The organism is Neisseria subflava, from assembly GCF_003044935.1.
Classification (GTDB): Bacteria; Pseudomonadota; Gammaproteobacteria; order Burkholderiales; family Neisseriaceae; genus Neisseria; species Neisseria subflava_E.
In genome coordinates, this window is record NZ_POXP01000002.1 from 1 (window position 1) to 14,109 (window position 14,109).

Here is a 14,109-nt window from a genome sequence, read left to right on the forward strand (position 1 = left end):
TGGTATGGGTACCGTCACCATTATCTACAACTTCACCTGTGATGCTGTCGCCTTTGTCGCCTTTAGCGCCGGCTGCACCAGTGTCACCTTTATCGCCTTTAGCACCGGCTGCACCAGTGTCACCTTTGTCGCCTTTAGCGCCGGCTGCGCCAGTAGCGCCGTCTTTACCATCTTTACCGTTTTTACCGTCTTTAACGATAGTAGTAGTGACTGAGCCATCACCTAGATTAGTAATAGTGATGGTATGGGTACCGTCACCATTATCTACAACTTCACCTGTGATGCTGTCGCCTTTGTCGCCTTTGTCGCCTTTAGCGCCGGCTGCGCCAGTGTCACCTTTATCGCCTTTAGCACCGGCTGCGCCAGTGTCACCTTTGTCGCCTTTAGCGCCGGCTGCGCCAGTGTCACCTTTGTCGCCTTTAGCGCCGGCTGCGCCAGTGTCACCTTTGTCGCCTTTAGCGCCGGCTGCGCCAGTGTCACCTTTATCGCCTTTAGCACCGGCTGCACCAGTGTCACCTTTGTCGCCTTTAGCGCCGGCTGCACCAGTGTCACCTTTGTCGCCTTTTTCGCCTTTAGCGCCGGCTGCACCAGTATCACCTTTGTCGCCTTTAGCGCCGGCTGCGCCAGTGTCACCTTTATCGCCTTTGTCGCCTTTAGCGCCGGCTTCGCCAGTGTCACCTTTATCGCCTTTGTCGCCTTTAGCGCCGGCTTCGCCAGTGTCACCTTTATCGCCTTTGTCGCCTTTAGCGCCGGCTGCACCAGTGTCACCTTTATCGCCTTTAGCGCCGGCTGCACCAGTATCACCTTTGTCGCCTTTGTCGCCTTTAGCACCGGCTGCGCCAGTGTCACCTTTGTCACCTTTGTCGCCTTTAGCGCCGGCTGCACCAGTGTCACCTTTATCGCCTTTAGCACCGGCTGCACCAGTATCACCTTTGTCGCCTTTAGCGCCGGCTGCACCAGTGTCACCTTTGTCGCCTTTGTCGCCTTTTTCGCCTTTAGCGCCAGCTGCGCCAGTGTCGCCTTTAGCGCCGGCTGCACCAGTATCACCTTTGTCGCCTTTATCGCCTTTAGCGCCGGCTGCACCAGTATCACCTTTGTCGCCTTTAGCACCGGCTGCGCCAGTGTCACCTTTGTCACCTTTGTCACCTTTGTCGCCTTTAGCGCCGGCTGCACCAGTGTCACCTTTATCGCCTTTAGCACCGGCTGCACCAGTGTCACCTTTGTCGCCTTTAGCGCCGGCTGCACCAGTGTCACCTTTGTCGCCTTTTTCGCCTTTAGCGCCGGCTGCACCAGTGTCACCTTTATCGCCTTTGTCGCCTTTAGCGCCGGCTGCGCCAGTATCACCTTTGTCGCCTTTAGCGCCGGCTGCACCAGTGTCACCTTTGTCGCCTTTAGCGCCGGCTGCACCAGTAGCACCGTCTTTACCATCTTTACCGTTTTTACCGTCTTTAACGATGGTAGTAGTTACTGAGCCATCACTTTCATCAATAATAGTGATGGTATGAGTACCGTCGTTGTTATTTACAACTGTACCAGTGACGCCGCTGCCTTTTTCGCCAGTATCACCTTTTTCGCCGGTATCGCCTTTAGGGCCAGCAGGACCGGTATCGCCTTTTTCGCCTTTAGCACCAGGTGCGCCGGTAGCACCAGTAGAACCACCACCAATTACGCTCAGGGTGTATTCGTTAGAGCCGTTTGAGGTCATTGTCAAACCGTTACCGGCGATCAGTTTCAGGGTGTTATTGGCATTTGATTTAGGATCGTATGTGTATCTACCTACATCTGGTGAGCTACCGCTGCCATTGTGGCCTGAGAATACAAACGGATTCAGGTTTTCGATGCGGTTTGCAACAGCGTACAATTGAGAGCCGTTGATTGCATCGGTAGAAGTTGAAGAGATACGACCTGCAGCAACGTTTTGGATTTGACGTTCTTTACCTTCAGAACCTACAGACAATACTGCGCCGTTACCCAAACCGCTGGTTGCGCCTGCGAAACCACCGTAAGTGTAGCCGCGAACAGTAGCGCTGTTAGTAGGTGCGAAGTTGCTGGTTGTAGAGCCGTTACCCAGAGCTACGCTGTTTTCGATAGTAGATTTAGCTTCTGTACCCAAAGCCAGAGTGTTTTTGGCTGTTGCTTGAGCACCGTTACCCAGAGCAGTTGCATATTCACCACCATTGGCTTGAGCACCACGGCCCAATGCGATGGCTTGTTGTGAAGTGGCTTGGCTTTGTACGCCCAAAGCTACTGAGTATTTACCTGTTGCTTGAGCAGCAGGACCGAATGCAGAAGCAGAAATACCGTCGGCTACAGAACCGCGACCGATTGCTACGGCAGAACCTTGTTTAGCTTTAGCGTCGCCACCCAATGCTACTGCGCCGTTTGCCAGGGCTTGAGAACGTTGGCCGATAGCAGTTGCTACGATACCGGTTGCTTGAGCATTAGTACCGATTGCCATAGCTGAACCGGCATTATTAGCACCCACAACACCATCACCATCAGCACCAGTAGAGGTACCATCAGCTTTTGCTTCAAAACCTACAGCAACGTCAGCAGCTTGGTTAGCAACTGCGGCACTACCATGAGCAATAGAGTTACTACCCAAAGCTTGAGTTGTAAAACCTGTTGCAACAGAATAAGCACCACTTGCTTTCGCTGCAGTACCTGTTGCAATTGAGCGTCCACCAGTAGCAGAAGCACGCAAACCTACAGCAATGTCATTTACCTGACTTGCACTGGCTTTGTTACCAACAGCAACAGCATTATCACCAGCTGCAGTAGAGTCATAACCAGCAGCAACTGCAGAAGAACCAGAAGCATTAGATGATTTACCTACGGCAACAGTAGCTGGACCAGATGCTTTTGATTGAGAACCAAAAGCAAGAGACTCACCACCGGTAGCTTGAGCTTGCTTACCAATAGCTACATCCATATCTTTGCTAGATGTTGCCTCTCTACCGATCGCAACAGAATCAATAGACTGATTAGTTGCACCAAAACCAATTGCAACACCATTTTCTTTAGTTGCATTTGCGTCTTTACCAATAGCTACTGCCTTATCTCCAGTACCAGTTGCATTAGTACCAACAGCAATTGCGTCATGAGAGACTACATTGTTACCTTCGTTTCTATAAGTATTTGCATCAGTACCAATATTGATATTGTTGAAACCTAGCTCTACCGTCTTCCGATTTTTATCATTAGACTTAATAGTAATTGTACTGTTATCCACATCCACACCTGCCTGAGCAGCACCAGAAGCCATCAAGGCACCTGCAGCAACCACTACAGCAGCTACGGCTTTACGCTTGTCAGAAGCGGATTTTTTGCCGTGTGCATGGCTGATTTCAGAAACCGCGGTCCATGTCTGGGTCGCGTGGTTCCAAATGACTTTAAAGACTTTATTCATATCGATTTTCCTGTAAGGGGTTTGATTTCTTTCGGGACGTTTGCTCGGCCATAAACCGCTTGCCCATACATATGCCGCACTTCAGAGTCTCCCCTTTATGCGGTTTTACGTCGTAATCTCTTGTATGCAATTCCCGTGCCAAAAGTTTCCACTCGGCCGAATGGCAGCTAAATTCCTGTTTTAAGGGATTTTATGCTGATACATTTTGGGAAGCTTGTGAAGTTTGGGAAACGATGTGCCGTTTTTTGTCAGCTTGTTTCTTAACAAGTCACTTTTTGTCAGCTTCTTTCAATGCATTCGGAATCCTTGTCCAAATTTTATATGCGTTTGGTTTTACAAATCAACTCTTCCGATAAAGTGTTATTTTTTCGCCCTCAACGGTCATGCTGGTTAGATTTACTTGTTGCTTTTTTTAAACGATTTTTCTAGCTATATGATTTTTATTGAAATTTTTAAACAATAATGATTATTAAATAATATGTTAACAGGATAGTTATTTTAGTGATAGATTTAGATGTCAGCTTTTATTTAGAGAATTAATGAGATTTGTATCGAAGATCGGTTTGAAACGTGTAACGGGTTTATATCGCCTGTTTTCAGACGGCCTTTGACGTTTCCTAACATATAAATAGTGAACAAATGATACGAATTTATGCGCTATTAAGCCGATAGACAGCGTTAAAAAGGCAAGTGTAAAACTTGCCTTTACGTTTGGGATTTGTTTGTTCTTTATTGTAGAAAACTGTGTTGTTTTTCAGACGGCCTTACCAACGGAATGTTTGGGTCACACCTGCGGAAGCGCCGTTGTTGCCGGCATAGCCGTAGCCGCCGGTATGGCTGGAGGCGCAGGCGGTGAGTGTGGCGAGGGTGAGGATGAGGAGGATGTGTTTCATGTTTTTTCTCTGAGTGGGTTGGTTTTAGACTTTTGTGGCGTTGCGTTGCTGCATGAATCGGACGGGCTGGGGCTTGGTTGCTTTGTCCTGATTTGTAGTTAGGCCGCTAAATTGTTTGATGATTGAAAAGGCCGTCTGAAAACGGGTTTCATGATATTGAAACTTTGTTTTCAGACGGCCTTTATTTTATATCAGCTTATTAGTGGCGGAAATGGCGAATACCCGTTACCACCATCGCAATACCGTGTTCGTCCGCTGCGTCAAAGACTTCTTGGTCGCGCATGGAGCCTGCGGGGTGGATGATGGCTTTGATGCCCTGCTCGGCAATGACATCTACGCCGTCGCGGAATGGGAAGAAGGCATCGGAAGCGGCACAGGCGCCGTTTAAGTCTAAGCCTGCGTCCTGCGCTTTACGGGCGGCGATACGGGTGCTGTCCACGCGGCTCATTTGGCCTGCGCCGATGCCGTAGGTTTGGCCGCCTTTGCCGAAGACGATGGCGTTGGATTTGACGTATTTGGCGACGTTCCAGACAAACATCAGGTCGTTCCATTCTTGCTCGGTCGGTTGGCGTTTGGAGACGACTTTCAAATCGGCGCGGTTAAGGCGGTGGATGTCGGGGGTTTGTACCAACAGTCCGCCGCCGACGCGTTTGAGTTCAAAGCGGTTGGCATCTGCTTCAAGCGGCACTTCCAATACGCGCACGTTTTTCTTGGCGGCGGCGATTTCGAGGGCTTCGGCGGTAAACTTCGGCGCCATGAGGACTTCCATAAATTGGTTGTCGGTAATTTGTTTGACGGTTGCGCCGTCCACTTCGCGGTTGAAGGCGATGATACCGCCGAATGCGCTGGTGGTATCGGTAGCGTAGGCGAGTTTGTAGGCGGTCAAGGTATCGGCTGCAACGGCAACGCCGCACGGATTGGCGTGTTTCACGATCACGCAGGCCGGCACGTCAAAGGATTTGACGGCTTCCCATGCGGCATCTGCATCGGCGATGTTGTTGTAAGACAATTCTTTGCCTTGCAGCTGTTTGTAGGCGGAAAGGCTGCCTGCGGCGGGGTAAATATCGCGGTAGAACGCGGCTCGTTGGTGCGGATTTTCGCCGTAGCGCATGTCTTGCACTTTAATCCAGCTTTGGTTGAACTGGCTTGGGAATTCGCCGATTTGGGGCTGGCCGCTTAAGACGTCGTCTGAAAGCGAAGTCAGGTAGTTGGAAATCATGCCGTCGTATTGGGCGGTATGGCTGAATGCTTTGCGTGAGAGGTTGAAACGGGTTTTGTCGCTCAATGCGCCGTTGTTGGCTTCGAGTTCGGCGGCGATGACCGGAAAATCGGCGGTATCGGTAACGATGGCGACGTGTTTCCAGTTTTTCGCGGCAGAACGCACCATGGTCGGGCCGCCGATGTCGATGTTTTCAATCGCGTCTTCCAGTGTGCAGTTTGGTTTGGCGATGGTGGCGGCGAAGGGGTAGAGGTTGACGCACACGAGATCGATGTTGCCGATGTCGTGCTCTTCCATCTTGGCGACGTGTTCGTCCAAATCGCGACGTCCGAGTATGCCGCCGTGGATTTTCGGATGCAGGGTTTTCACGCGGCCGTCGAGCATTTCGGGGAAGCCGGTATAGTCGGCAACTTCGATAACGGGGACGCCTGCATCAGCCAAGAGCTTTGCTGTACCGCCGGTAGAGAGGATTTCAACACCGAGCTTGGTCAGGGTTTGTGCAAATTCGACTGCGCCTGTCTTGTCGGATAGGCTGATCAGGGCGCGTTTGATGGAAGACATTTGGATTTCCTTTGTTGAAGGTTTAATCGATATGGGATGAATTTTCAGGGCGGTATTATCCGCTATTTTTGCCTTTTTGGCAGTAGGTTTTTATAGATATTGTTGACAATTTTATTGTAAAAGGCCGTCTGAAACTTGGTTTCAGACGGCCTTTTGCTTTTGCCTATTTAAATCCCATTTTCTTTGCCACCCATACTGCGCCTGCCATGCCTGTACATAATGGCATGAGTAAGGCAACGGGGGCGTAGGTTAGCTCCAAAATAAAGGCTATGGCTGTCAAGGGCATTTTGAGGGAAACACCGAGGAAAACGGCGGCGCCGACAACGGCCGCGCTTTCGGAGGACATTTCTGGGAAAACGCCGTTCCACGCGGCTGCGGCGGCAAAGGCGATGGTACTGCCGAGCATCATGGACGGGGTAATCAGGCCGCCGTATGCACCTGCCACCAGCGCCATCAAGACGACCAGCCATTTGACGGCGGTCAGCTCAAGGCTGTGTTGCCAGTCGGTCAATCCGCCAAAGGTCAGTTGGTTACCTGCTTTGCCGTTGCCCAAAATTTCGGGAAACCAAACGGCAATCGCGCCGATGAGTGCAAACATACAGACGGCCAAGGGAATGATTTTGATGTTGTCGCGCTTGATGAAGGGGAATTTTTGGGCGGTGCGCTGGAAAAAGACGGCGGTTGCGCCCAGTATCGGTCCGATGATGGCGGAAAACCAAAGTAATGATGTGTTGATGGAAAGGTTGGTTGGATGATATTGCTGCACGTCGCCCAAGCCGATGCGTGCGACAGCGGTGGCGATGACGGAAGTCAGCAATGCGGCGGCGACGGCTTGCTGCGTCCACAAGCCAAGCATGGCTTCGAGGATAAAAAGTGTGGAGGCGAGCGGCACGTTATACACAGCCGCCAAACCTGCACCTGAGGCGCAAGCAATGACCAGCCTTGCGTCGTCTTCGCTCAACCCGAAACGGTTGACGCCTACTGAAGCAAAGGCAGCAGTCATTTCGCGCGGCGCAACTTCGCGACCGAGCGGCGAGCCAAGCCCGACGGTAATGATTTGCAACAGGGCATGGCTGACGGTTTCAAAAAACGGAAAACCGGCAAGCGGATTTTTAACCACGGCTTTAATGCTCGGTTGCGGCCTGCCGTAGCGTTTGAGCAACCACCACCCCAAGCCGACCACCACGCCGCAAAAGGCCATCACGCCGATACGTCGCTCTGGACTTGCCTGCGATACGCCCTCTCGGAATGAAACGTATAGGCCGTCTGAACCGTAACCATAGGCAAGATGTTGAATTGTATGCATGATTTCGGTTAATACAATGCCGACCATGCCGCCGATAATGCCGGTAATGATGAGGGCGACCCAAAGTTTATGCGTTTCTTTCACGGGATTTGACTTGAGGTAGTAGTGGTTTGATAAAAGCGTTTTTCAAGGAAACTATTGTCCGCCTAAGGGATAGTTTTTGGGGGCAACGTGGGTTTTGCCGTTATAAGGGAAAATATATTTCTGATTTTTATAATTTTTCTTTCCTGATACGCCGCTGAGTTTTGCAGTCAACGCCCATACGCCGGATACGGCAGGACGGCTTTTGTCAAAAGCAATTTTGGCTTCCAGGCTGGTATATCTGTTTTTGCAGTCTCGTTTTTCATGCCCTTTCCATTCATCGCAATCGCCAAAATATGCGCCGTTATCGTTACCGTTGATAATTAAGCTTTTACGGACACGGTTGCTATTATCGGTAAACAGGAAATTTTCTCCGGTTGTCGTTTCACCCTGACCGGTATAACCTGACTCGACAGTGTAGCCCCAGTTCTGCTCACCCATCTGGACAAACCGCCAATCCTTATTCTCCGGCACATCCCCCCATGCGCCAATTTCATCGCTTCCATGTTGTTTGATTGCCCACTTTCCGTCTGTTTTTTCCAAAACAAACAATTCCGCCAGACCCGAAGAAGCATGCGCGTCCTGTTTTACTTTTTGTTGCATATCGTAGGCAAAACCTGTGTACAACACATAGCGCGTGGCTTTGCCGTTGCGCGTTACGGCATGGTCGGCAACGGGTTTCATGCAATACATAATATTGTCAGATACTGTCTCACTGTCTTTCGGCGGCTTGGCGAGCTGGCATTTGTGCGCGGCAAGCGGTCGGTTGTAATACTTGGCAATGACGGCTTGTACGGCGGCTTTATCGTTATCGGGTGCAGCCGACGCCAAGATAGGGCAGGCAAGCAAAAGCAGGGAGATAATGTGTTTCATAGAAATTTTCCCAAAATGTTTTATTGAAAAAAGATACTGCTTACTTCAGGCCGTCTGAAACCGTTTTCAGACGGCTTTTTTGTGTTTGTTGCTGACACGCGCCAACATACCGGCGACAAAAGTGGACGCAATAACGACGGTAATGCCCATCGCAGACATAGCGCTTAAATGTTCGCCCAAAATTAACACCGCCATGATAACGCCGATGACCGGCTCAAGCGAAATCAGTAGGCCGGATACGTTGGCAGGGACTTTGTTCATGCCTTTGTTCCACAACAGATAGGCAAGCCAGCTGCAACCGATCCCCATATATAAAATCGACAGCGTACCGCCCCATGACCAGTTGATTTGATAACTGTCTGCCAACACCAGCGAAAACGGCAGACACAACACCGCCGCCACCGCCATGGAAGCCACGGTAAATGCAGGCGCACCGATACGGGCAACCATCTGCTGGCTCGGACGTATCACGCCTGCAAAACCCAATCCCGCAAGCAAAATCAACAGACAGCCGAACCAGTCAATCGTACCGCCCTCTTCCGCGCCGCCCATTACCATCATGCCCACGCCGACAAACGCCGCCGTACCGCAAATCCAGTGGTAAATTTTCGCTTTGTCGTTGAAAAAGAAATGACCGACAAAAACCACCAGCAAAGGCTCCAACCCCACCATGGTAACCGCGCTGGCGGCAGACGTGTATTTCAAACCGATAAACTGGAGCATCAAAACGACAACGTAGTTGACAAAGGAAATCCACAACAACGGCTTCCACTCGCTCCGCGGAATCCTACCCAAATGACGGCGGCACGACGGCAGTACCATCAACGCGGCAATCAACAACCGTGCCTCAACCATCAGCGCAGGGTCGATCATCTCGTAAGAATACTTGGCAGCGATAAAAGAGCTGCCCCAAATCAGCAGGGCAAGTATTTGATAGAACATGGTCCGACCTTTTAAAAAGGATTAATCGTTTCTTCTCTATATTTATTATTCAGACGGCCTGGAGAGTTAGCCTTTTTTATTTTGTCTGCGTCAGCGAATCCAAAAAGTCAAAGAGTTTGGCATTCATTTCACTGAAATCCGCCGCTTCGATTTTATCCGGATGCTGGACATAAGTTTGGGCTTGGCTTTGTTCGGCCACATTTTCGCGTCCGTCCACCGCAATCAGCAGCCCGACGGCTTCATGGTCAAACTCCAAATGGGCCTGGAAGGCATAATGTTTGGGCGCAAAACGGATAATCTGGCGCGGACAGCCTTTGCTGGTTGCCAACACAACCGCCTTATCCGTCAAACCGGGCATATCACCGTGCCAATGGCCGGTATTCAGGGTTTTGCCCAACAGGGAAACATGGGCATCCGCCAAACCTTCCGCCGTCAGCTCAATCGGATAAATGCCGATTTCACGCTCAGGGCTGCGTGTGTGGCGCGCGCCGTAGGCAACGGATAAAAGCTGCGCACCCAAACACACGCCGACAATATATTTATCCGCCACCATCGCCTGACGCATCAGGCACAGCTCTGATTCGGGGTCGTAATACGGGAATGCCTGCCTGTCTTCATCAGGCGATTGCGGCCCGCCCATCACAATCAAAAAATCTATATCATCCACATTGTCAGGCAGGGTTTCCCTTTCGTACACTTTGGTTGTACTGATGTTATGTCCGCGCCATTGCGCCCATTTCAAATATGCTCCCGGCACTTCAAATGCCTCGTGCAAGATGAAATGGATATTTAACTTATTCGGATTTTGCATTGTTATTTCTCCTTCGACCGTCAGGACGGATTGCCCTGCCGCATTACAGCATACCGTGCTGTTGTAATTTTTTACGCAGGGTATTGCGGTTCAAACCCAAAATAACCGCCGCTTTAGACTGGTTGCCGCCGCATTGCTCCATCACGCAGGCAAGCATCGGCTTTTCCACTTGATGCAATACCATATCATACACGCCGCAAGGTTCCGTACCATCCAAGTCTTTGAAGTATTGTCGTAAGTTTTGTTCAATACATTGCGCAATGTCAGTCGTCGTTTGATTCATCGTGATTGTCTTTCTTTAGATTTGTTTTTAAATGATGAGGCCGTCTGAAACTCTTCAGCCTTCCCGATAATGGCATACCCAACGGTTGGTTTTTTCTGAAAGTATTTCAAGATAGGCGGCAATGGTATCGTATTGTGCCGCAGCACTATCCAAGCGGTTGATTTCCCGGCGTGTTTGCTCTCCGTCGGGCATTTCATCGATGTACCAGCCGATGTGTTTGCGGGCGATGCGTACGCCGGCAATTTCGCCATAAAATTCATGCATGGCGCGGATGTGGTTCAAAATGGTGGCGTTGCATTCTGCCAAGCTCAAGGCCGGCGGCAAAACGCCGTGTTCGGCGTAATGTTTTAAATCACGGAAAAGCCACGGCCTGCCTTGTGCGCCGCGCCCTATCATGATGCCGTCGGCGGCGGTTTGTTTGAGGACGGCGGCGGCTTTTTGCGGCGAAGTAATATCGCCGTTAACCCAAACGGGAATGTTCAGACGGCCTTTGGTTTCGGCAATCAGTTCGTAACGCGCTTCGCCTTTGTACATTTGCGTGCGTGTACGTCCGTGGATGGCAAGGGCTGCGATGCCTGATTCTTCGGCAATTTTGGCGATGGTCGGCAAGTTTTGATGTTCGTCATGCCAGCCCAAACGGGTTTTGAGGGTAACGGGTACGTCCACCGCGTTGACAACGGCTGCCAAGATTTCGGCAACCAACGGCTCGTTTTGCATCAATGCGCTGCCTGCCTGAACATTGCAGACTTTTTTGGCCGGACAGCCCATGTTTATATCAATGACCTGCGCGCCCAAGCCGACATTGTAACGCGCGGCTTCCGCCATCTGCTGCGGATCGCTGCCGGCAATCTGCACGGCCACCACTCCGCCCTCGCCTTCAAAATCGCTACGGCGCAAGGTTTTTTTGGTATGGCGCAAGCTCGGATCGCTGGTCAGCATTTCGCATACCGCCCACCCTGCGCCAAACTCGCGGCAAATCCGGCGGAACGGTTTGTCCGTAATGCCTGCCATGGGGGCAAGTGCGATAGGATTGTCAATGAAATAGCCGCCGATGTGCATGATGTTTGCGCCAAATTGAAAGGGCTGAAATTGTACAATTTTTAAGCAACTTTTCCAATCGTATTTACATGTTACACAATGAAAAAGGCCGTCTGAAACTGAGTTTCAGACGGCCTTTTCAGCCACAACATTCAAATAAACAACATGACAACCATCCCCACTGCGTCCTGAATCATAGCAATAATCGGCCAAATCAGTTTGGCCAGCAGGCCGGTAAACAACAGAATCAGGATAATCCATGTGCCGTATGGCTCGATTTTACGGAACTGCATGGACTGTTTGGCATTGAGGAAGGTATCGATAAAAATACCGCCGTCCCAAGGCAAAATCGGAATCAGGCTGAATGCGACCCAAATCGAGTTCACCATCACACCGTAACCGGCCATCTGCGCCAACGGCGCTTGATACGATTCAGGCACATACGCGGCAAGTACGACGACAAAGCCCCAGAAGAATGCCAAAATCAGATTGGCAATCGGGCCTGAAATCGACACCCAACGCCACGCGCGGCGCGGATCGCGGAAATTGCGCGAATCGATGGGCATGGGGCGCGCCCAGCCGAACAGAAAACTGCCTATCATCAGACACACCAGCGGCACGACAATCGTACCGACAGGGTCGATGTGCGGCAGCGGATTGAGCGTCAAACGCCCAAGCTGCTCGCCGGTATGGTCGCCCCAATAACGCGCCGTATAACCGCGTGCCACTTCGCGCACGGTAATGGCCAACAACACGGGCAATACTGCCAGCAGAAATACGCCTAAATCAAAATTTGCAAACATGTTTTTCCTTATCAAACACGCCGTCTGAAAACACAAAATATCCTTTCAGACGGCCTGAGGCTTTAATCTTCCTGTTTTTTGTCCGAACCGAAAGACTCTTTCAGCTCTCGCCAAGTAATGCCTTTACCTTGCGGATTCAGCTTGAAGACCGGTTCACTACAAAGTAATGGCGGATATCTTTAATAAAAGGCCTGTCATACTGAAATTTAACACGTAGAACCGATTCCATAAAGGCTTTCCAACAGCATGATTTATTGCTTCTCGCTATCATACCCAATTCGATCGCCCTATCTATTTTAAGCCTAAAGGCCGTCTGAAACTTCAAATCCAGTTTCAGACGGCCTTTGATTTCCTATTTAAAATGTTTCAGCTTTACAGGCTGTAATACATTTCAAATTCCAGCGGGTGCGGCGCCATGCGGATACGGCGTACGTCTTCTTCTTTGAAGGCGATGTAGCTGTCGATCCAATCTTTGCTGAACACTCCGCCGCGCAGGAGGAATTCGTGGTCGGCTTTGAGGGCGGCCAGTGCTTCTTCCAAAGAGGCGCAAACGGTTGGCACCAATGCATCTTCTTCCGGAGGCAGATCGTAGAGGTTTTTATCGGCAGGGTCGCCCGGATGGATTTTGTTTTGAATACCGTCCAAACCGGCCATCAACAAAGCGGAAAATGCCAAGTATGGGTTGGCGGTCGGATCAGGGAAACGCGCTTCAATGCGGCGTGCCTTGCTGCTGTTTACGGACGGAATGCGGATGGAAGCGGAACGGTTTTTGGCGGAGTAGGCCAGTTTGGTCGGCGCTTCAAAATGCGGCACGAGGCGTTTGTAGGAGTTGGTGGACGGATTGGTAATCGCGTTCAGGGCTTTGGCGTGTTTGATGATGCCGCCAATGTAGTAGAGAGCGGTATCGCTCAAACCGGCGTAGCCGTCGCCGGCAAACAGGTTTTGACCGTCTTTCCAGATGGATTGGTGGACGTGCATGCCGCTGCCGTTGTCGCCCATGATGGGTTTGGGCATGAAAGTGGCGGTTTTGCCGAAGTTGTGGGCGACGTTTTGGATAACATATTTCATGTCTTGGGTTTGGTCGGCGCGTTTGACCAAGGTGGCGAAACGCGTGCCGATTTCCATTTGGCTGCCGGTACCGACTTCACTGTGGTGCACTTCCACTTCGATGCCGAGTTCTTCCAAAATATTGACCATGGCAGAACGCAGGTCTTGGCCGCAGTCAATCGGTGCAACAGGGGCGTAGCCGCCTTTGACGGCCGGGCGGTGGCCGGTGTTTTGACCGTCCAAATGCAGGCCGCTTGACCATGCACCGCTTTCGGACGTGATTTCGTAACGGGTTTTGTGCATGTCGGTTTCAAATTCTACGCCGTCAAAAACGAAGAATTCAGGCTCAGGGCCGAAGTAGGCGGTATCGCCGATACCGGAAGATTTCAAATAGGCTTCGGCGCGGCGTGCGATGGAGCGCGGGTCGCGGTCGTAGCCTTGACCGTCGGCCGGATCGATAACGTCGCAGGTAAAGACAACGGTGGTATCGTCGTAGAAAGGATCGACGAAGGCTGTAGATGCATCGGGACGCAACTGCATATCTGAAGCCTGAATGCCTTTCCAGCCGCCGATGGACGAACCGTCAAACGCCTGACCGTTTTCAAACCATTCTTCGGGATCGTCGAGGACGATGCGGGCGGGTACGGTAAAGTGGTGCTGCTTGCCTTTGGTATCGGTAAAGCGCAAATCTACGAAGCGGGCTTCGCTTTCTTCAATCAGTTTTACAGCGTCTTTGATGGACATCTTCAGCTCCTGAGGGATTGGGTTTAATTTGTTATTCTATCACGGTAAGGCCGTCTGAAATACATCAGGGCACCCGTTTTTACGCAATGAAATATAGTT

General features: G+C 51.0%; 11 protein-coding genes. All 11 read right to left on the reverse strand.

Annotated elements, in window-relative coordinates; genetic code table 11:
- A partial coding sequence (locus tag DBY95_RS10750) for a collagen-flanked surface repeat-containing protein (RefSeq protein ID WP_199903865.1) occupies positions 1 to 3,409 on the reverse strand: 3,409 nt, incomplete at its 3' end.
- Between the two features lie 764 nt (positions 3,410 to 4,173).
- The gene (locus DBY95_RS10755; RefSeq protein ID WP_256388401.1) at positions 4,174 to 4,302 is read right to left on the reverse strand and encodes a hypothetical protein; all 129 of its coding nucleotides are present in this window, start codon (positions 4,300 to 4,302) and stop codon (positions 4,174 to 4,176) included.
- A gap of 199 nt (positions 4,303 to 4,501) precedes the next feature.
- Positions 4,502 to 6,082: a bifunctional phosphoribosylaminoimidazolecarboxamide formyltransferase/IMP cyclohydrolase gene (purH, locus tag DBY95_RS05620; RefSeq protein WP_107723682.1), complete on the reverse strand. Its 1,581-nt coding sequence runs from the start codon at positions 6,080 to 6,082 to the stop codon at positions 4,502 to 4,504.
- Between the two features lie 163 nt (positions 6,083 to 6,245).
- Positions 6,246 to 7,415: a chloride channel protein gene (locus DBY95_RS05625; RefSeq protein ID WP_199903869.1), complete on the reverse strand. Its 1,170-nt coding sequence runs from the start codon at positions 7,413 to 7,415 to the stop codon at positions 6,246 to 6,248.
- Between the two features lie 108 nt (positions 7,416 to 7,523).
- On the reverse strand, positions 7,524 to 8,342 hold the full coding sequence (locus DBY95_RS05630) for a hypothetical protein (RefSeq protein ID WP_107723683.1): 819 nt from the start codon (positions 8,340 to 8,342) through the stop codon (positions 7,524 to 7,526).
- Between the two features lie 66 nt (positions 8,343 to 8,408).
- Positions 8,409 to 9,284 carry a DMT family transporter gene (locus tag DBY95_RS05635; RefSeq protein ID WP_107723684.1) on the reverse strand — a complete coding sequence of 292 codons (876 nt, stop codon included), beginning with the start codon at positions 9,282 to 9,284 and terminating at the stop codon, positions 8,409 to 8,411.
- A 76-nt stretch (positions 9,285 to 9,360) separates the two neighbouring features.
- On the reverse strand, positions 9,361 to 10,095 hold the full coding sequence (locus DBY95_RS05640; RefSeq protein ID WP_107723685.1) for a glutamine amidotransferase-related protein: 735 nt from the start codon (positions 10,093 to 10,095) through the stop codon (positions 9,361 to 9,363).
- A 43-nt stretch (positions 10,096 to 10,138) separates the two neighbouring features.
- Complete coding sequence (locus DBY95_RS05645) at positions 10,139 to 10,378, reverse strand: Fis family transcriptional regulator (RefSeq protein WP_003684241.1); 240 nt, start codon at positions 10,376 to 10,378, stop codon at positions 10,139 to 10,141.
- A gap of 54 nt (positions 10,379 to 10,432) precedes the next feature.
- Positions 10,433 to 11,437 (reverse strand): tRNA dihydrouridine synthase DusB, encoded by a 1,005-nt coding sequence (gene dusB / locus DBY95_RS05650; RefSeq protein WP_107723686.1) that lies wholly within the window; start codon positions 11,435 to 11,437, stop codon positions 10,433 to 10,435.
- A 131-nt stretch (positions 11,438 to 11,568) separates the two neighbouring features.
- Positions 11,569 to 12,219: a site-2 protease family protein gene (locus tag DBY95_RS05655; protein WP_049332294.1), complete on the reverse strand. Its 651-nt coding sequence runs from the start codon at positions 12,217 to 12,219 to the stop codon at positions 11,569 to 11,571.
- Positions 12,220 to 12,591: 372 nt separating this feature from the next.
- Positions 12,592 to 14,010, reverse strand: a complete 1,419-nt coding sequence (gene glnA, locus DBY95_RS05660; RefSeq protein WP_107723687.1) for a type I glutamate--ammonia ligase — start codon at positions 14,008 to 14,010, stop codon at positions 12,592 to 12,594.
- Positions 14,011 to 14,109: the final 99 nt, after the last annotated feature.

Coding starts and splice junctions, on each gene's coding strand:
- DBY95_RS10755 (WP_256388401.1), bottom strand. CDS start 4,302: ATGAAACACATCCTCCTCATCCTCACCCTCGCCACACTCACCGCCTGC.
- purH (WP_107723682.1), bottom strand. CDS start 6,082: ATGTCTTCCATCAAACGCGCCCTGATCAGCCTATCCGACAAGACAGGC.
- DBY95_RS05625 (WP_199903869.1), bottom strand. CDS start 7,415: ATGGTCGGCATTGTATTAACCGAAATCATGCATACAATTCAACATCTT.
- DBY95_RS05630 (WP_107723683.1), bottom strand. CDS start 8,342: ATGAAACACATTATCTCCCTGCTTTTGCTTGCCTGCCCTATCTTGGCG.
- DBY95_RS05635 (WP_107723684.1), bottom strand. CDS start 9,284: ATGTTCTATCAAATACTTGCCCTGCTGATTTGGGGCAGCTCTTTTATC.
- DBY95_RS05640 (WP_107723685.1), bottom strand. CDS start 10,095: ATGCAAAATCCGAATAAGTTAAATATCCATTTCATCTTGCACGAGGCA.
- DBY95_RS05645 (WP_003684241.1), bottom strand. CDS start 10,378: ATGAATCAAACGACGACTGACATTGCGCAATGTATTGAACAAAACTTA.
- dusB (WP_107723686.1), bottom strand. CDS start 11,437: ATGCACATCGGCGGCTATTTCATTGACAATCCTATCGCACTTGCCCCC.
- DBY95_RS05655 (WP_049332294.1), bottom strand. CDS start 12,219: ATGTTTGCAAATTTTGATTTAGGCGTATTTCTGCTGGCAGTATTGCCC.
- glnA (WP_107723687.1), bottom strand. CDS start 14,010: ATGTCCATCAAAGACGCTGTAAAACTGATTGAAGAAAGCGAAGCCCGC.